At 65.8% G+C, this 17,127-nt stretch carries 15 protein-coding genes and 1 pseudogene; 7 read left to right on the top strand and 9 right to left on the bottom strand.

What is annotated here, in order from left to right; all coding sequences use genetic code 11:
- Window positions 1-22: 22 nt before the first annotated feature.
- Window positions 23-985: a magnesium/cobalt transporter CorA gene (corA, locus tag ACIP1U_RS05915; RefSeq protein ID WP_400312688.1), complete on the bottom strand. Its 963-nt coding sequence runs from the start codon at window positions 983-985 to the stop codon at window positions 23-25.
- Between the two features lie 543 nt (window positions 986-1,528).
- A pseudogene (locus tag ACIP1U_RS05910) lies at window positions 1,529-2,428 on the bottom strand (DMT family transporter).
- 202 nt (window positions 2,429-2,630) lie between these two features.
- On the opposite strand from ACIP1U_RS05910, the gene pyrF reads away from it, so the two are divergent.
- The gene (pyrF, locus tag ACIP1U_RS05905; protein WP_400312686.1) at window positions 2,631-3,449 is read left to right on the top strand and encodes an orotidine-5'-phosphate decarboxylase; all 819 of its coding nucleotides are present in this window, start codon (window positions 2,631-2,633) and stop codon (window positions 3,447-3,449) included.
- A gap of 75 nt (window positions 3,450-3,524) precedes the next feature.
- On the opposite strand, the gene ACIP1U_RS05900 is transcribed toward pyrF, so the two are convergent.
- From ACIP1U_RS05900 to thiL, 3 genes are all read right to left on the bottom strand, one after another.
- Window positions 3,525-4,022 (bottom strand): CinA family protein, encoded by a 498-nt coding sequence (locus ACIP1U_RS05900; protein ID WP_400312684.1) that lies wholly within the window; start codon window positions 4,020-4,022, stop codon window positions 3,525-3,527.
- Between the two features lie 33 nt (window positions 4,023-4,055).
- Complete coding sequence (locus tag ACIP1U_RS05895; RefSeq protein WP_400312682.1) at window positions 4,056-4,622, bottom strand: phosphatidylglycerophosphatase A; 567 nt, start codon at window positions 4,620-4,622, stop codon at window positions 4,056-4,058.
- 134 nt (window positions 4,623-4,756) lie between these two features.
- Window positions 4,757-5,746, bottom strand: a complete 990-nt coding sequence (thiL, locus tag ACIP1U_RS05890) for a thiamine-phosphate kinase (protein ID WP_400312680.1) — start codon at window positions 5,744-5,746, stop codon at window positions 4,757-4,759.
- A gap of 370 nt (window positions 5,747-6,116) precedes the next feature.
- On the opposite strand from thiL, the gene ACIP1U_RS05885 reads away from it, so the two are divergent.
- From ACIP1U_RS05885 to ACIP1U_RS05875, 3 genes are all read left to right on the top strand, one after another.
- Window positions 6,117-8,441 carry an NADP-dependent malic enzyme gene (locus ACIP1U_RS05885; protein WP_400312678.1) on the top strand — a complete coding sequence of 775 codons (2,325 nt, stop codon included), beginning with the start codon at window positions 6,117-6,119 and terminating at the stop codon, window positions 8,439-8,441.
- 365 nt (window positions 8,442-8,806) lie between these two features.
- Window positions 8,807-9,178: a ribonuclease domain-containing protein gene (locus ACIP1U_RS05880; protein ID WP_133092385.1), complete on the top strand. Its 372-nt coding sequence runs from the start codon at window positions 8,807-8,809 to the stop codon at window positions 9,176-9,178.
- Complete coding sequence (locus tag ACIP1U_RS05875) at window positions 9,175-9,795, top strand: barstar family protein (RefSeq protein WP_400312677.1); 621 nt, start codon at window positions 9,175-9,177, stop codon at window positions 9,793-9,795. The genes ACIP1U_RS05880 and ACIP1U_RS05875 overlap by 4 nt, the downstream gene beginning before the upstream one ends.
- Window positions 9,796-9,873: 78 nt before the next feature.
- On the opposite strand, the gene ACIP1U_RS05870 is transcribed toward ACIP1U_RS05875, so the two are convergent.
- Genes ACIP1U_RS05870 through ACIP1U_RS05860 form a run of 3 tightly spaced genes read right to left on the bottom strand, consistent with a single transcriptional unit; the run spans window position 9,874 to window position 11,712 of the window.
- Window positions 9,874-10,476, bottom strand: a complete 603-nt coding sequence (locus tag ACIP1U_RS05870; protein ID WP_400312676.1) for a YidB family protein — start codon at window positions 10,474-10,476, stop codon at window positions 9,874-9,876.
- 49 nt (window positions 10,477-10,525) lie between these two features.
- Entirely contained in the window at window positions 10,526-11,284 is a 759-nt protein-coding gene (locus tag ACIP1U_RS05865; protein WP_400312674.1) for a 16S rRNA (uracil(1498)-N(3))-methyltransferase, read from the bottom strand.
- Window positions 11,284-11,712, bottom strand: coding sequence for a VOC family protein (locus tag ACIP1U_RS05860; RefSeq protein ID WP_400312672.1), 429 nt, complete (start codon window positions 11,710-11,712; stop codon window positions 11,284-11,286). Before ACIP1U_RS05860 ends, ACIP1U_RS05865 begins: the two co-directional genes overlap by 1 nt.
- A 276-nt stretch (window positions 11,713-11,988) precedes the next feature.
- Here ACIP1U_RS05860 and tkt point away from each other — a divergent pair, with 276 nt between their 5' ends.
- Window positions 11,989-14,022, top strand: coding sequence for a transketolase (tkt, locus tag ACIP1U_RS05855; RefSeq protein ID WP_400312671.1), 2,034 nt, complete (start codon window positions 11,989-11,991; stop codon window positions 14,020-14,022).
- 84 nt (window positions 14,023-14,106) lie between these two features.
- Window positions 14,107-15,105, top strand: a complete 999-nt coding sequence (gene gap / locus ACIP1U_RS05850) for a type I glyceraldehyde-3-phosphate dehydrogenase (protein WP_029047845.1) — start codon at window positions 14,107-14,109, stop codon at window positions 15,103-15,105.
- Window positions 15,106-15,169: 64 nt separating this feature from the next.
- Here the strand turns inward: gap and ACIP1U_RS05845 are convergent, their stop codons facing one another.
- Entirely contained in the window at window positions 15,170-15,793 is a 624-nt protein-coding gene (locus ACIP1U_RS05845; protein WP_400312669.1) for a flavin reductase family protein, read from the bottom strand.
- A 299-nt stretch (window positions 15,794-16,092) separates the two neighbouring features.
- On the opposite strand from ACIP1U_RS05845, the gene ACIP1U_RS05840 reads away from it, so the two are divergent.
- On the top strand, window positions 16,093-17,088 hold the full coding sequence (locus ACIP1U_RS05840) for a LysR family transcriptional regulator (RefSeq protein WP_400312667.1): 996 nt from the start codon (window positions 16,093-16,095) through the stop codon (window positions 17,086-17,088).
- Window positions 17,089-17,127: the final 39 nt, after the last annotated feature.

The raw sequence follows: 17,127 nt of genomic DNA, 5'->3' as shown, positions 1-17,127 counted from the left end.
GAGCGAGGCAGTGGTCAAAGCCTCAGCTCAACCACCCCTTCCTGCGGAAATACGCCAGCGGAATCACCGCCGACACCGCCATCAGCGCAATCGCCCACGGATAGCCCGCGGCCCAGTCCAGCTCCGGCATGAACTTGAAGTTCATGCCGTAGATGCTGGCGATCAGCGTGGGCGGCATCAATGCCACCGACACCACCGAGAACAGTTTGATGATCTTGTTCTGGTTGATGTTGATGAAGCCGACGGTGGCGTCCATCAGGAAGTTGATCTTGTCGAACAGGAACGCAGTGTGGTTCTCGATCGAGTCGATATCGCGCAGGATCTGGCGCGCTTCGTCCTGCTGCTCGGCCGACAGCAGCTGGCTGCGCATCAGGAAGGACACCGCGCGGCGCGTGTCCATCACGTTGCGGCGGATGCGGCCGTTCAGGTCTTCCTCGCGCGCGATGGTTTCCAGCACGTCGGCCGCGGCGGCATCTGTCACGTTCTCGGCCAGCACGCGGCGGCTGGCTTCTTCCAGGCGTTCGTAGATTTCCTCGATCGAGTCGGCCGAATACTCCGCATCGGTCGCGTACAGGTCCATCAGTACGTCCTTGGCGTTGCGCACCGACCCCGGGCGCATGCGTGCGCGCAGCCGCACCAGCCGGAACACCGGCAGGTCTTCGTCGTGGATGGAGAACAGGACGTCCTTGGTCAGCACGAAGGCCACGCGCACGTTGCGCGAAACCTCTTCCTCGGCGAGCAGGAAGTCGGTGCGGATATGGATATTCTCGTCCTCGCCCTCGAAGTAGCGCGCCGACGCCTCCAGGTCGCCCAGGTCTTCCAGTTCGGGAAGGGCGACGCCGTAGGCTTCCTTGATCCAGTTCAGCTCTTCGTCGTCAGGGTTGACGACATCGATCCAGATCGGCTTGTGCTGCAGCAGCTCATTGCGCTCGTCGACTTGCTCCTGGGCAAGCCGGCCTTTCTGCAGGACGAACAGGTTGATCATCCCCGGGATTCCTTATTGCTGATTTGCGACGAAAAACAATGACAAGCGCGAAGACAAGCGCAGGCGGCTCGCCGCATCCCAGGTATTGCGCATGCCCCGTCATGGCCCAGCGGCAAGCCGCAAGAGGCCGGGCCACGGGCAAGCGTGATCGCGCTGTCCCGCGGCTGCGCGGGGCAGGGCGGACAAGGCGATGGCGTTTGCCTGGGTTGGCTGGCTAGCCGGGAGAGGGAAGATCCGACACGGTGGGGCGCGCAAGAAGGCGCCGCCGGTGGCACGGAAAGACACTCGCCCGCAGTTCTGACTGCGGGCAAGGCCGACGAAGCGCGGAGCCGGGTGCTCCGGGCGGGTCGTCGTTACGCAGCCCGCAGTGACATGGCATTCGCAGTGGCCGCATGACTGCGCCAACTCGAACACCCGATGCTACTGCCCACGTAATTTCTCCGGGATTGTGATGGCCGCGAGTGTAGCCCAACGAAGGGGCGCTTGTTAAGTGAAATCTCCGTGGAGGTGGCGCAGCCGTTGTGCTCGCCCGGGCCGGAGGCCTCAGCCAACGGCTCCGCGCAGCCGGCGCCACAACAGCGGCGCCAGCATCACCGAGGACAGCGCCAGGAACATCAGCACGATGGCGGCGTAGTCCTGCCAGTGTGGCTGCTCGCCCAGCAGCCACATGCCAGAGAACACGCCGACCACCGGGATGAACATGATCGACAGGCTCGACACCACCGGCGGCAGGCTGCGCGCCAGCCCGAACCAGACCAGGTGGCAGAAAGCGAAGACCACCACCGCGTTGTAGGCGATCGCGCCCCATTCGACGGCGGTCGGCATGCGTCAGCCGTGCTCCAGCAGCAGCGTGCCGGCGAGCAGGAAGGGCAGGGTCGCCAGCAGCATCCAGAAGGTCATGGCGCCGATCGGCACGTCGGTCTGGGTGCGCTTCATCAGCTGGGTGCCGAAGCCCCAGCCGGCCGCGGCCAGCAGCATCAGCAGCGTGCCGGCGGGGCTGCCGGTCAGTGCGCTGATCTCGCCCGACAGCAGCAGCACCGTGCCCGCCAGCGCGCAGCCGATGCCAACCCAGGCCCAGCCGCCGATGCGTTCACGGAAGAAGACCAGGCCCCACACCACGGCCCAGATCGGCATGGTGTAGCCAAGAATGGCGGCGCGTCCCGACGACAGCATCTTGATCGCGCAGATCGCGAACAGGTGCCACACCACCATGTTGGGCAGGGCGAGGCGGAACACCGTGCCCCATTCGCGCCGCGGCACGGCCAGCGAATCGCCGCGCAGGCGCAGCGCCAAGCCCAGCGCAACCACGCCGCCGGCCATGCACAGCAGGCGGAAGCCCATGGGCGGAAAATGCGCAACCCCGACCTTCATGATGGGCCAGTTGATGCCCCAGGCGAGGGTCAGCAGGACAAGCAGGAAAATACCGCGGCGATCGAGAGGCATGACTGCAGGATGGCGGCTGTGCGTGATGCCGCTCTTTGTTTTGAGAGGAAGCGCAAAACGATAGCACGCAGCGGGTAAAATTGCCGGAAACGACATATGCTGCAGGGATGAAAGGTTTTCACGCCGCTGCGGCCAACCGTGCCGGCCTGGGACTTTGATGTTCCATGAGGCGCCGGCGCCACCAGGATATTTCGAGCATCCCATGACTTTCACCGAGCAGCTTGCTGCCGCCTGGCAGCGCAACGATTCCCTTCTCTGCGTCGGGCTCGATCCTGATCCGCAGAAGCTGCCGCTATCGCTGACCGGCGCGGGCGGCGCCATCTTCTCGTTCTGCCGCGAGATCGTCGATGCCACCGCCGACCTGGTTTGCGCATTCAAGCCGCAGATCGCATATTTCCATTCACAGCGCGCCGAAGACCAGCTCGAGCAGCTGATCCACTATATCCACGACGCCCACCCCGGCATCCCCGTGATCCTGGACGCCAAGCGCGGCGATATCGGCTCGACCGCCGAGCACTATGCGCTGGAAGCCTTCGAGCGCTACCGGGCCGACGCCGTCACGGTCAGCCCGTACATGGGCTTCGATTCGATGCAGCCGTACCTGGCCTACCCGGACCGCGGCGTGATCGTGCTGTGCCGCACTTCCAACCCCGGCGGCTCCGACGTGCAGTTCCTGCAGGTCGAGGGCAAGCCGCTGTACCAGCTGGTGGCCGAGGCCGCGCGCGAGCGCTGGAACACCACCGGCCAGATGGGCCTGGTGGTGGGCGCCACCTTCCCCAACGAGATCGCGCGCGTGCGCCAGATCGTCGGCGACATGCCGCTGCTGATACCGGGTATCGGTGCGCAGGGCGGCGATATCGAGGCGACCGTGAAGGCCGGGCGTACCGCGGATGGCACCGGCATGATGATCAACTCGTCGCGTGCGATCCTGTACGCCAGCCGCGAGAAGGATTTCGCGGCGGCGGCGCGCAACGTAGCGCTGCAGACGCGGGAGACTATCAACCGCTACCGCCACGGCTGATTGCCGCGCGCGCCAGGATAAAAAAACGCGCCAGCTGGCGCGTTTTTTTGTCGGGCTGCGTGGGGCGGCGGGCCTTCAGGCCTCATTCCGCAGTAACTCCAGCAACCCCCGCATCGCGTGTTCCGCCGCCTGGCGCCGGATCTGCGCCCGGTCGCCGCGAAAGCGCTGCGTTTCCACAATGGTGGTGATACGGTTGCTCCAGCCAAAGCACACCATGCCCACCGGCTTTTCCGGCGTGCCGCCGTTGGGGCCGGCCACGCCGGTGATCGACAAGGAAACCTGCGCGCGGCTGTTCAGAAGCGCCCCTTCCGCCATCGCGCGGGCGACCTCTTCGCTAACGGCGCCGTGGTCGCGTATCAGCTTGGCCGGCACACCTAGCATGGTGGACTTGGCTTCGTTGGAATACGTGACGAAGCCGCGCTCGAACCAGCCGGACGAACCCGAGACATCGGTGATGGCGGCGGCGACCAGCCCGCCGGTGCAGGACTCGGCACTGGCCAGCATCAGGGATTTTTCGGCAAGGGCGACGCCGGACTGGACGGCAAGCTGGTCGAGCAGGCGGCTGACTGACATGATGGACTCGGGGTTTGTTGGAATGGGCCGGGCTCAGAACGAGCGCCACAGCGCGAACACCAGCAGTGTGTAGAAGGCTGCGAAGATGTCGTCGAACATGACGCCGAAGCCGCCGCGCAGGCCGGGGCCCTTGAGCGTGCGGTCGTAGTAACCGATCGGCGCGGGCTTGGCAATATCGAACAGCCGGAACCACAGGAAGGCGGCGAACTGCCCCCAGAATCCGGTCGGCGTGACAAAGGCCAGCACCAGCCAGAACGCGATGATCTCGTCCCAGACCATGCCGCCGTGGTCATGCACGCCCATGTCGCGGGCGGTCCTGGCGCAGGCCCACAAGCCCACCAGGAAGCCACCGCCGATGATCCACAGCCAGGTGGTCGGCTCGATCCACAGCGACACCGCCACGAACGAAAGCCACGCGTAGAGCGTGCCGACCGTGCCGGGGCTGACCGGCGACAGGCCCGAGCCAAAGCCAAAGGCAATCAGGTGGGCCGGATGGGCCAGCATGAAGCGCGCCGTCGGGCGCGTGACCTTGACGGTCTGGCCGGCTTCCAGGGTCATGGCGGGATCGCGGGGAGCGGCCCCGGAGGGGATGGTGGACATCAAGGTTGGCTCGTGTGATGCGGATGCTGCTTGTGGTTATGGCCGGCTTGCTGCTGTCACTGCTGCTGACGGCGGGACTCCCGTTCCCGCGCGGCGCGCCGATGCCGGCATCATGACACGCCTCTGCCCCGGTGTCAGGAGGAGGCGAAGTGGTCGAAGCTGGCGCCGGTGTAGCGGGTCGGGTTGCCGGCATGGTCGACCAGCCGCAGGCCCGGCTCCGGCGTGATCGTGCCGATGCGTGTGAGCGGCAGCGCCAGCCGTTCGCTGATCGCGGCGAGCGCGTCGCGGTTGCCCGCCGGGGCGGTGAAACACAGTTCGTAGTCGTCGCCCCCGGCCAGCGTGCATTCGCGCTGGATCGCTTCCGGCTGGCTGGCCAGCACCGCCGAGCGCGGCAAGGCGTCGACATCGACCAGTGCGCCCACCTGCGAGCGTGCCAGGATATGGCCGAGGTCGCCGATCAGGCCATCGGAGATGTCGAGTGCTGCATGCGCCACACCACGCAGCGCCATGCCCAGCGCCACGCGCGGTGTCGGCGTGTCCATGCGCGGGCGTACCTGGGTGAAGTCGGGCTCGGGCAGCAGCCATTCGCCACGGCAGTCGCCCAGTGCCAGGCGTGCGTCGCCAAGCGTGCCGGAGATCCAGATATCGTCGCCCGGGCGTGCCGCGTCGCGGCGCAGCGCGGCGCGGTGCGGGACATCGCCGAAGACGGTCAGCGACAGCGTCAGCGGGCCGCGCGTGGTGTCGCCGCCGACCAGTTCGCAGCCATGGGCGTCGGCAAGGGCCAGCATGCCGTCGGCCAGGTCGGCCAGCCATGCCGGGTCGGCCTCGGGCAGGGCCAGCGCCAGCGTGAAGGCGCGCGGCTCGGCCCCCATCGCGGCGAGGTCTGACAGGTTGACCGCCAGCGCCTTGTGGCCGAGCGCGCGCGGGGGCACGTCTGCAAAGAAATGGCGGCCGCTGACCAGCATGTCGGTGCTGATGGCGAGGTGGTGGCCCGGGCGGCCTTCGATCAGTGCGCAGTCGTCGCCCACGCCGAGTGCGGCTTTGTGCACCGGCCGAGTGAAGTAGCGGCGGATCAGGTCGAACTCGGAAAGTGGGGCGGGCGGAGCGGGCTGTGCGTTGGACATCGCGGCGAGCTGGCAGTGGACAGGTGTTTGCCCGGCCGGCAGGCACCGGAGGGACGGGAGGGCTCGGAAGGGCGCATCAGGATGCGGCGGCGGCAGCGTTTCAGCAAGATACTGCCGCGCATGACAGCCATGACCGCAGCGAGTCACCGGCCTTGCGCCGGGCGGCGCTACGCTTGCTGGTAATGCCCCGTTGGATGGGGCATATTGTACCGAATAGCAAAGGTGCCCCAAGCAAAAGGCTTATTGTGAAATAGTATTTCACTATATAAAATGCTGGGTTCCAAAGGAAGAGAAGGGCGGACACGTGGAGCCGGTCCGCCGATCGTCCCCGCCAAGTCAATGACGGCTCCACCGATTGGAAAATGCGCCGATGACCAGCCCTCAGCAGTCCCCGTCCCAAGACGATCTGAAACAGCAGCAGCGTGAGGCGCTGCGCAAAGCGGCGCTCGAGTACCACGAGTTTCCGACCCCCGGCAAGATTTCCGTCACCCCGACCAAGCCGCTGTCGAACCAGCGCGACCTGGCGCTGGCCTACTCGCCAGGCGTGGCCGCGGCCTGTGAGGAGATCGTGGTCGACCCGGCCAATTCCTTCCGCTACACCGCGCGTGGCAACCTGGTCGCGGTGATCACCAACGGCACCGCCGTGCTCGGCCTGGGCGACATCGGCGCCGCGGCTTCCAAGCCCGTGATGGAAGGCAAGGGCGGCCTGTTCAAGAAGTTTGCCGGTATCGACGTGTTCGATATCGAAATCGACGAGAAGGACCCGGAAAAGCTGGTCCAGATCATCGCCGCGCTGGAGCCGACCTTCGGTGGCATCAACCTGGAAGACATCAAGGCGCCGGAGTGCTTCTACGTCGAGCGCAAGCTGCGCGAGAAGATGAAGATTCCCGTCTTCCACGACGACCAGCACGGCACCGCGATCGTGGTGGCCGCGGCCATCATCAACGGCCTGAAGGTGGTCGGCAAGGACATCGCCAAGGTCAAGCTGGTCACCTCTGGCGCCGGCGCCGCCGCGCTGGCCTGCCTGGATCTGCTGGTCGACATCGGCCTGCCCATCGAGAACATCTGGGTGACCGACCTGGCCGGCGTGGTCTATGAAGGCCGTACCGAGCTGATGGACCCGGAGAAGGCCCGTTTCTCGCAGAAAACCGACAAGCGCAAGCTGGGCGAGGTCATCGACGGCGCCGACATCTTCCTGGGCCTGTCCGCCGCGGGCGTGCTCAAGCAGGACATGGTCCAGCGCATGGCCGACAAGCCGCTGGTGCTGGCGCTGGCCAACCCGAATCCGGAAATCGCGCCCGAGCTGGTCAAGGAAGTGCGGCCGGACGCGGTGATGGCGACCGGCCGTACCGACTACCCGAACCAGGTCAACAACGTCCTGTGCTTCCCGTTCATCTTCCGCGGTGCGCTGGATTGCGGCGCCACCACCATCACGCGCGAGATGGAGATTGCCGCCGCCAACGCGCTGGCCGAGCTGGCGCGCCAGGAGCAAAGCGACATCGTTGCCACCGCCTATGGCATCCAGGATTTGTCGTTCGGCCCGGAATACCTGATCCCGAAGCCGTTCGATCCGCGCCTGATCGTCAAGGTGGCCCCGGCAGTGGCCGAAGCCGCGATGAAGTCGGGCGTGGCAGCCCGCCCGATCGAGGACATGGACGCCTACCGCCTGCAGCTGCAGCAGTTCGTGTACCACTCGGGCACGCTGATGAAGCCGATCTATGCTGCCGCGCGCAAGGTCGAGATGGAGAAGAAGCGCATCGTCTTTGCCGAGGGCGAAGAAGAGCGCGTGCTGCGTGCCGTACAGGTGATCGTCGATGAGAAGCTGGCCAACCCGATCCTGATCGGCCGCCCGGCCGTGCTGCAGCACCGCATCGAGCGCTTCGGCCTGCGCCTGCGCGCCGGCGTCGACTTCACCGTGGTCAACCCCGAGCACGACGAGCGCTTCCGCGACTACTCCGAGGCCTACTACCGCATGATGGCGCGCCAGGGCATCACGCCCCAGTACGCCAAGCTGGAAATGCGCCGCCGCACCACGCTGATCGGCGCGATGCTGGTCCACAGGGGCGAGGCCGACGGCATGATCTGCGGCACTGTCAGCACCACCGCGGCGCACTTGCGCTATATCGACCAGGTGCTGGGCGGAACCAGCAAGGTCTACGCGGCCATGAATGGCCTGGTGCTGCCGGGTCGCCAGATCTTCCTGGTGGACACGCACGTCAACGTCGACCCGACCGCCGAAGAGCTGGCCGCGATCACGCTGATGGCGGCCGAAGAACTCAAGCGCTTCGGCATCGAGCCCAAGGTCGGCCTGCTGTCGCATTCGAACTTCGGCACGTCCGAGGCGCCTTCGGCCCGCAAGATGCGCGAAACCCTTGCCATCCTGCGGGAACAGGCACCGGATCTGGAAGTCGACGGTGAAATGCACGGCGACAGCGCGCTCGACCAGAAGCTGCGCGATCAGCTGGTGCCGGACAGCACGCTGCAGGGCGAAGCCAACCTGCTGGTGTGCCCGAACATCGACGCCGCCAATATCTCGTACAACCTGCTCAAGGTTGCCGCGGGCAACAACGTGGCGATCGGCCCGATCCTGCTGGGCGTGAAGGCGCCGGTGCACATCCTGACGCCGTCGGCGACGGTGCGCCGCATCGTCAACATGACCTCGCTGGTGGTGGTGGACGCTGCTGCCAAGCGTTAAGCCTCCTACCTTGCGAAGGTTGCGGAAAAGCCGGGTTCGCCCGGCTTTTTTGTCGCTTGGCGATGACAGTTAGTATGCGCACACATACGCTTAACATATTGAAACAATTGAAGAATTCCCGCCACGCCGGGGCCGGGATTGATTAATTGCGTGCATGCGCGTAACCTTACGCCTTTGATACAGGCGCTCGCCATGAGCGCCCCGGTGCGGTTGGCATCCGGCGCGTGCAGGGCAAGGCGCGCGAGGTTGCCGGCCAGGGTGGCCCGGACAGATCGTCTACCCAAACAGCGGCAGGCTCGATTTCCGGTTCAACCTAGACAAGCAACGTGGTTTCCCAAGTACCTTTGATGCAGCAGGCGGCGCGGATGCTGGCCCGGTCGATGACCGGCGCGGCGCTGGTGCTGGCCCTGGCGCAGCCCGCGCTGGCGCGCCAGGCGCAGACCGAAGGCATGGGAACCATTGCAGTGCAGCAGTTGCCCAACGAAGCACGGCAGACGCTGGAGCGCATCGAAGCCGGCGGCCCGTTCCCGTATGACAAGGACGGAACCAGGTTCGGCAATTACGAACGCCTCTTGCCGCAAAAAGAACGCGGGTACTACCGCGAGTACACGGTAAAGAGCGCCAGAAGCCGGAACCGGGGAGCCAGGCGGATCGTATGCGGCGGGGAACAGCGCGCTGCCAACGATTGTTACTACACGGAAGACCACTACAACAGCTTCAAACGGATACTCAAATGATGACTGACATTTTCGGATTGGGCGACGCCCTTGCCGCCCGCGAAGAGCGCGGCGCCGGAGATGGCTGGCAGCGGGCTCAGCAGCAGGCCCAGAACCTATATGACAACGTGCTGATGATGCCGCAGCGCCAAGAGCTCACGCACAAACTCCCGCCCGCGAACGCGCCCGTGGCCATGCCGGCTGGTGCAGGCTGGGCTGACGGCACCAGCGAGGGGGCCATGAACCTGTTCAAGACGGTGCGTCCGAACATCGTCCAGTCGATCCGTGCCTTCCGCGTGCCCGAGCTGGCCCAGGCGGCCGCGGATCTCGGCCAGCATTTCCTGTATGCCAACTGCGCGCATTGCGCCAGCAAGGCCGAGGTTCTGGAAACGATCGCAACGTCGTTTATCTTTCCCAAGCATTTCGGCAAGAACTTCGATGCGCTGGCGGACTGCCTGACCGACCTGATCTACAAGGCTGGCCCGCAGCCGGGTTTCGTAATCGTGCTGGAAGGCCTGCCGATTGCGCAGAAATTCGACAAGGAAGGGCGCGAGGTGCTGCTCGACGTGTTCCGCGACGCTGCTGAATTCTGGGGCGAACGCAAGGTGCAGTTCCGGGTGTTCTACTCGTTCGCCTGAGCGCCGGTACCTTTCCGTATTAAGCAAAAAGCCCGCAATTGCGGGCTTTTTGCCTGGCGGCGGCCCGCCCGTGCCGGCTTACTCCTGCGCAGGGACATGCCCGTGCGGTGTCAGCCGGTCGATCAGCTCGGGCAGTCCTTCGCTCAGTTGCGCCGCCACGTCCTCCTGCGACATCCCGGTCGACTGTGCCAGCGAGTCCAGTGCCCCCGTGCCGCCCAGCGCCTCGCTCAGCGCCGACGGCGTGACCGGCTGGTTGGCGCCGGTACCGATCCAAGAATCCACCTGCTCGCCCAGCCCGGCCTGCGCCAGGATCTGGTGCAGCGCACCGATGCCGCCGGCGGCGGCGCCCAGCGCCTGGCTGTTGGCCGGGGCGCCGCCCTGGCCGCCAAGCAGCCCACCGAGCAGGGAGCCCAGGTCGAGCCCGCCCGTGGCGCCGGGCGCGCTGGCATTGCCGCCGAGCATGCCGCCCAGCAGCCCGCCGAGGCTGCCCAGTCCGCCCAGCCCATCGTCGACCGGTGCTGCGGAGCCGCTTTCCTGGCCGCGGTTGCGCATGGCCAGCGTTGCCAGCAGGCCGAGCGCTATCATCAGCTTCGGATTGAGCCCGCCGGCACCGCCTTCCTCGCCGCGGGCATTGCCCAGTTGCCCGAGCACGCCGCCCAGCACGCTATCGAGTAGTCCCATGGTCGACTCCTTTCAGTCAAGGTTGGCGCTGGCCGGATGGCCGCCGCCGTCAGAATCCGCCGAGCAAGGCGTTGAGCGTGGAAAGGCAGACCAGCCCGGCCGTCTCGGTGCGCAGGATGCGCGGACCGAGCGACACACCGGTGAAGCCGGCCTGCAGTGCCGCGCGCTCTTCGTCCGGCGACAGGCCGCCTTCGGGGCCGATCAGCAGCGTGACGCCATCCGCAAGCAGGGTGTCGCGGCGCTCGGCCGCATAGGCCGGCAGCGACTGCTCTGCCCGCGGCGACACCAGCAGCCGTGCCCCGGAACTGCTGCCGCCGGACTGCGCCAGCCACGTCTCAAAGTTAGCGACCGGGGCCACTTCCGGCAAGCGATTGCGCCCGCATTGTTCGCAGGCGGCCTGCACCAGCGCCTGCCAGTGCGCCTGGCGCTTGTGCGCGCGGTCACCGGTGAGGCGCACCACCGAGCGGTTGGCCTGCAGCGGCTGGATCGCGGCGACACCGAGTTCGACCGCTTTCTCGATCAGCCAGTCCATCTTGTCGCCACCGGCCAGCCCTTGCGCCAGTGTGACGCGGAAGGGAGGCTCGGCCTCGGCCTCGTCGTGCGCGCCGATGCGTGCCACGGCATGGCGCTTGCCCAGTTCAAGCAGGGTGGCGGCGTGGCTGCCGCCACGACCGTCGAACAGCGTGATGGCGTCGCCGGGCGCCAGGCGCAGCACCTGGGCGTGGCGTACCACCGGTTCGGGCAGGGGAAATTCGGCTTCGGCGGCCAGGATCGTGTCCGGGCCGCCGACAAAGAAACGCGGGGCCATCAGCTTGCCTTGCTCCCGTTCGGATCCAGCGGCTTGCCGAAGCCCCAGCGGTACCCGTCCGGATCCTCGACCATGCAGTAGCGGTCGCCCCAGAACTGGTCGGCGGGGGCCATCAGGCTGATGGCGCCGGCGTCGACCGCGCGCTGGTGCATCGCGTCGACATCGTCGCAGTAGACATAGAAGGTTTGCGGGCATTCCACGCCCAGCGAGCGGGGCGTGCGGGCGGTGCTGCCCCAGGCGCCTTCGGGTGCGAACATCACCACCAGATCGCCCTGGTAGTGCATTTCGGCGTGAGTCGGCACGCCGTTTTCATCGACCACGTTACCGGCGGCAAAGCCGAAGGCGCGGCTGTAGAAATCCAGCGCGGCGCGCCCGTTGGCGACGGTCAGGTAGGGGGTGAGCCAGGGGGTGTTGGCCGGTCTGCTCATGATCGTCTCCTGTCATGCGGGAAACCCGGCGCGGTCTGTTGCCAGTCTGTCGCTAAGCCGGGCCGCGCGGTGCGAGTGTGCATCTTACGCGCGCTGCGCTGCGCTGTCGAAGTGCGGTGCGGCGCCGGCGCCCATCCCGTGCGGGTGATCCCCGAGCCATGCCCGCCACCGGTGTCCGGGAGTCCGGAAAACCCCTTAGCTTCTGCTAAAATTGCGGTTTTCCCGCCGACAGGCTCACGCCCGCCCGCGTCCAAGCTCACGTCCAAGATCGCCCGAATGTCCGCCCTAGCCCATCCCGCAACGAGTCCCTTTGCTTCCCAGCCCGCCAAGCTGATGGCCGATGCCATCCGTGTGCTTGCCATGGACGCCGTCCAGCAGGCCAATTCCGGCCACCCCGGTGCGCCGATGGGCATGGCGGATATCGCCGTGGCGCTGTGGGGCCGGCATCTGAAGCACAACCCGGCCAACCCGCAGTGGGCCGACCGCGACCGCTTCGTGCTGTCGAACGGCCACGGCTCGATGCTGATCTATGCGCTGCTTCACCTGAGCGGCTATGACCTGCCGGTCGAAGAGCTGAGGAATTTCCGCCAGCTGCACAGCAAGACCGCCGGCCACCCCGAATACGGCATCACCCCGGGCGTGGAAACCACCACCGGTCCGCTCGGCCAGGGCATCACCAACGCGGTCGGCATGGCGCTGGCCGAACGCCTGCTGGGCGAAGAATTCAACCGCCCCGGTTTCGATATCGTCAACCACCACACGTACGTTTTCCTGGGCGATGGCTGCCTGATGGAAGGCATCTCGCACGAGGCCTGCTCGCTGGCCGGCACGCTCAAGCTGAACAAGCTGATCGCGCTGTGGGACGACAACGGCATCTCGATCGATGGCGACGTCGTGCACTGGTTCAACGACGACACCCCGAAGCGCTTCGAGGCCTACGGCTGGAATGTGATCCGCGCCATCGACGGCCATGACGTCACCGCCGTCGACCTGGCGATCTCGCAGGCCAAGGCCAGCGACAAGCCGACCCTGATCTGCTGCCGTACCAAGATCGGCAAGGGCGCCCCCAACAAGGAAGGCGGCCACGACGTGCACGGCGCCCCGCTGGGCGGCGCCGAAGTGCTGGCCACGCGCGAGGCGCTGGGCTGGGCCCACGCGCCGTTCGAAGTGCCGGGCGACGTCTATGACGCCTGGGACGCCAAGGCCAACGGCCAGGCGCTGGAGCGCGCCTGGACCGCGCTGTTCGACGCCTACGCCGAGCGCCACCCGTATGAAGCCGGCGAATTCCGCCGCCGCATGAAGGGCGAGCTGCCGGGTTCGTTCGACGCCGCCGTGGAAGCCTTTATCGCCAAGTGCGAGGAAAAGGCCGAGACCATCGCCACCCGCAAGGCCAGCCAGAACACCATCGAGGCCTTCGGCCCGGTGCTGCCCGAGTTTCTCGGCGGCTCGGCCGACCTGACCGGCTCGAACCTGACCAACTGGTCGGGCAGCAATGCCGTGCGCGTGGATGCCTGGGGCAACCACATCAACTACGGCGTGCGCGAGTTCGGCATGAGCGCCATCATGAACGGCATCACGCTGCATGGCGGCTACATCCCCTACGGCGCGACCTTCCTGACGTTCTCGGACTACAGCCGCAACGCGCTGCGCATGGCGGCGCTGATGAAGATCCGCTCGCTGTTCGTGTTCACCCATGACTCCATCGGCCTGGGCGAAGATGGCCCGACGCACCAGTCGATCGAGCACGTTGCCAGCCTGCGCCTGATCCCCAACATGGATGTCTGGCGTACCGCCGACACCACCGAAACCGCCGTGGCCTGGGCCGAGGCGATCCGCCGCGAGAACGGCCCGAGCTGCCTGATCTTCAGCCGCCAGAACCTGCCGTTCCAGCAACGCGATGACGTCACCCGCGCCAATATCGCGCGCGGCGGCTACGTGCTGCGCGACAGCGTCAACGCCAAGACTGGCCGTCCGGACGCCGTGATCATGGCAAGCGGCTCGGAAGTGGGCCTGGCCGTTGGCGCTGCAGACGCACTGGCTGCGGAAGGCGTGCATGTGCGCGTGGTCTCGGTCCCGGCCACCACCGTGTTCGACAAGCAGGACACCGCCTACAAGGCCAGCGTGCTGCCGGCCGGCGTGCCGCGCGTGGCGGTCGAGGCGGGCGTGACGGACTTCTGGTGGAAGTACCAGGTCCAAGCGGTAGTGGGCATCGACACCTTCGGCGAATCGGCTCCGGCCGGCGTGCTGTTCAAGCACTTCGGCTTCACCGTCGACAACGTCGTGCGTACGGTGAAAGACACCCTTATCTAAGCATCCGGGCGCTGGAGCCGCGCGGTGCGCCGCGCGGCAGCAGCGGCGCCCACCGGTTTTCATCGATCCTCAGGAGAGACAGTCATGACCATCAAGATCGGCATCAACGGCTTCGGCCGCATCGGACGCATGGTGTTCCGCGCCGCCGCCGCCAACTTCAAGGACATCGAAGTCGTTGCCATCAACGACCTGCTCGAGCCCGACTACCTGGCCTACATGCTGAAGTACGACTCGGTGCACGGCCGCTTTGACGGCGAAGTGTCGGTCGACGGCAACACCCTGGTCGTCAACGGCAAGAAGATCCGCCTGACCGCCGTCAAGGATCCGGCCGAGCTGAAGTGGGGCGAAGTCGGCGCCGACGTGGTGATCGAGTCGACCGGCATCTTCCTGACCAAGGAAGGCGCGCAGAAGCACATCGACGCGGGCGCCAAGAAGGTGATCATGTCGGCTCCGTCGAAGGACGACACCCCGATGTTCGTGTACGGCGTGAACCACGAAACGTACAAGGGCGAGGCGATCATCTCGAACGCCAGCTGCACCACCAACTGCCTGGCCCCGGTGGCCAAGGTGCTGAACGACAAGTGGGGCATCAAGCGCGGCCTGATGACGACCGTGCACGCTGCCACCGCCACGCAAAAGACCGTTGACGGCCCGTCCAACAAGGACTGGCGCGGTGGCCGCGGCATCCTGGAAAACATCATCCCGTCGTCGACTGGTGCCGCCAAGGCCGTGGGCGTGGTGATTCCGCAACTGAATAAGAAGCTGACCGGCATGTCGTTCCGCGTGCCGACCTCGGACGTGTCGGTGGTCGACCTGACCGTCGAGCTGGAAAAGTCCGCTTCGTACGAAGAAATCTGCGCCGAGATGAAGGCCCAGAGCGAGGGCGCGCTGAAGGGCGTGCTGGGCTACACCGAAGACAAGGTTGTTGCCACGGACTTCCGCGGCGATGCACGCACCTCGATCTTCGATGCTGAAGCCGGCATCGCGCTGGACGGCACCTTCATCAAGGTCGTGAGCTGGTACGACAATGAGTGGGGCTACTCGAACAAGTGCCTGGAAATGGCACGCGTGGTGGCCAAGTAATCGGGCTGTCCTTGCAAAGAAAAACGCGCCTTCGGGCGCGTTTTTCTTTGGGTGCGGCGGCCGTTCAGCCGGCCTGGCGCGGCGCCAGCGGGCGCGCGTCGACCGCCGCGCCGTCCACCAGGAAGTGGCCGCCGGCGACATGGTGGATGGTGCGCAGCGCGTCGTGGCCTTCGAAATGCCAGCGCCCATTGCTGAACACGCGCGAATCCGCATGCGCGGCGACCACCTCACCGAGGAACAGGTCATAGGTCTGCTGCGTCGCCGGCTCGGGCAGCAGTCTGCATTCGAGCCAGGCCGCGCAGCCTTCCAGCAGCGGCGCGCTGACGACGGTCCCGGCAAAGGTGCCTAGCCCATAGGCATCGAACTTGTCGGTTCCTTCCTGCTCCAGCAAGGCCAGCCCGGAGCTGGAGCCCAACGCCTCGGTCAAGTCGACCTGGCTGACGGTGGGCACCTGCAGCACAAATTCCCCGCTCTCCTCCAGCAGGCGCCGGGTCCAGGTGCTCTTGTCCAGCACCACCGCGACCTTGGGTGGAGCGAAATCCAGCGGCATGGCCCAGGCGGCGGCCATGATATTGCGCTTGCCGCCGGCGGCCGCGCTGACCAGCACGGTCGGGCCATGGTTGAGCAGCCGGTAGGCCTTGGGCAGGTCGACAGGAAGGCGGGAATGGTCGGCTCGGGAGTCAGTCATGATGACGGACGCGTCGGCATCCTAGGAAAAGAATGACAAAAATGGGACGGCGACAGCCAATATACGCCGATGCGCGCAGGTCTGCTGTGGACTGAAAGTGGGCGTATATGAGACCAACTTCATAAAAACGACACTATTTTTCGGAAATATGGCAGGGTTCGGCGTTCCAGAAATGCCGAATTTGCTTTCCGTGCTTGTTTTTTCCTCTTACACTACCAAGACGCGGTTGAAATCTGATGTGCAGCCAGTGCAAGTGGTGGGGCCATCTTTGCTAAGAAAAATCTGACCTGGGCCTGATCATGGTGAACGTAGACACAAAGCTTTTAGTGATCTTCACCGAACTGCTGAGTAAGCGAAACGCCACTTACGTTGCGGAGAAGATGCATATGACCGCGCCGGCCGTGTCGCATTCGCTGGGCCGGTTGCGTGAGATCTTCGACGACCCGCTCTTCATCCGCGTTCCCCACGGCCTGACGCCCACCCCCCGCGCGCTGGAGCTGGGCCCCAAGATCCGCGACATGCTGGACCTGTGGTCGTCGATCAACGAAGGCGACGCCGACAATTTCGATCCCGCAGTGGCCACCGGCACGCTGAGCATCGGTTTTGCTGCCGAGCTGGGCGACACGGTGTTCAACCGCTTCGTGCTGCGCATCAAGCAACTGGCGCCGGACCTGCATATCAAGCTGGTCGAATCCCATTCCTGGGAAGCCGACGTGGCCTCGATGCGCGCCAATGAGCTGGATCTGGCATTCTCCCCGTTCCCGACCCGGCATCCGGAAATCGTCGAGGAAATGGTGACGTCGCTGAATCTGTGGGTGTGCGCGCGCAAGAACCATCCGTTGCTGAAGAACCACTGCACGCTCGAGCAATATCTGGACTGCGGCCATATCTTCATGGCGCATTCCGGCGGGGCGGGCCGTCCGGCACCGTCGCTGATCCCGCTTGACTACGCGCTGCAACAGCGCGGCCTCAAGCGCAATGCGACGCTGACGGTGCATTCGTGGCGGGCCCAGGCCGAGATGGCTGCGCAGACCGACATGATCTTCACCGTCAATGCGCTGACCAAGGACATGGCCTGCGAAACCTATGGCCTGAAGGCGTTCCCGCTGCCGGCGGAACTCAACACCACGGTTGGCCTGAACATGTTCTGGCATCGCAGTCGCAACACCCATCCGATGCTGGTTTGGGCGCGCAACCTGTTCCGCCAGGTGGTGGCCGAGTTTGTAGGCCTCCCTGCGTCGCGCCCGCCGCGCGTGGTTGCCGAACAAGACCTGCAAGCGCTGCGCGAGCCCTGAACTGCGCACGCGCAGAAAAAAAACCGGCGCCAGGCGCCG

Origin of the sequence: Cupriavidus sp. NPDC089707, assembly GCF_044748965.1 — a bacterium.
GTDB lineage: Bacteria > Pseudomonadota > Gammaproteobacteria > Burkholderiales > Burkholderiaceae > Cupriavidus.
The sequence above is the reverse complement of the archived record's forward strand: the minus strand, read 5'-3'. Positions and strand labels throughout refer to the sequence as shown.

What these genes read in the sequence shown, in the direction of transcription:
- ACIP1U_RS05880 (WP_133092385.1), top strand. Translation starts at nt 8,807, where the DNA reads ATGCTGGCCCGGTCGATGACCGGCGCGGCGCTGGTGCTGGCCCTGGCG.
- thiL (WP_400312680.1), bottom strand. Translation starts at nt 5,746, where the DNA reads ATGTCCAACGCACAGCCCGCTCCGCCCGCCCCACTTTCCGAGTTCGAC.
- ACIP1U_RS05875 (WP_400312677.1), top strand. Translation starts at nt 9,175, where the DNA reads ATGATGACTGACATTTTCGGATTGGGCGACGCCCTTGCCGCCCGCGAA.
- ACIP1U_RS05865 (WP_400312674.1), bottom strand. Translation starts at nt 11,284, where the DNA reads ATGGCCCCGCGTTTCTTTGTCGGCGGCCCGGACACGATCCTGGCCGCC.
- ACIP1U_RS05845 (WP_400312669.1), bottom strand. Translation starts at nt 15,793, where the DNA reads ATGACTGACTCCCGAGCCGACCATTCCCGCCTTCCTGTCGACCTGCCC.
- ACIP1U_RS05885 (WP_400312678.1), top strand. Translation starts at nt 6,117, where the DNA reads ATGACCAGCCCTCAGCAGTCCCCGTCCCAAGACGATCTGAAACAGCAG.
- tkt (WP_400312671.1), top strand. Translation starts at nt 11,989, where the DNA reads ATGTCCGCCCTAGCCCATCCCGCAACGAGTCCCTTTGCTTCCCAGCCC.
- gap (WP_029047845.1), top strand. Translation starts at nt 14,107, where the DNA reads ATGACCATCAAGATCGGCATCAACGGCTTCGGCCGCATCGGACGCATG.
- ACIP1U_RS05860 (WP_400312672.1), bottom strand. Translation starts at nt 11,712, where the DNA reads ATGAGCAGACCGGCCAACACCCCCTGGCTCACCCCCTACCTGACCGTC.
- ACIP1U_RS05840 (WP_400312667.1), top strand. Translation starts at nt 16,093, where the DNA reads ATGGTGAACGTAGACACAAAGCTTTTAGTGATCTTCACCGAACTGCTG.
- ACIP1U_RS05895 (WP_400312682.1), bottom strand. Translation starts at nt 4,622, where the DNA reads ATGTCCACCATCCCCTCCGGGGCCGCTCCCCGCGATCCCGCCATGACC.
- pyrF (WP_400312686.1), top strand. Translation starts at nt 2,631, where the DNA reads ATGACTTTCACCGAGCAGCTTGCTGCCGCCTGGCAGCGCAACGATTCC.
- ACIP1U_RS05900 (WP_400312684.1), bottom strand. Translation starts at nt 4,022, where the DNA reads ATGTCAGTCAGCCGCCTGCTCGACCAGCTTGCCGTCCAGTCCGGCGTC.
- ACIP1U_RS05870 (WP_400312676.1), bottom strand. Translation starts at nt 10,476, where the DNA reads ATGGGACTACTCGATAGCGTGCTGGGCGGCGTGCTCGGGCAACTGGGC.
- corA (WP_400312688.1), bottom strand. Translation starts at nt 985, where the DNA reads ATGATCAACCTGTTCGTCCTGCAGAAAGGCCGGCTTGCCCAGGAGCAA.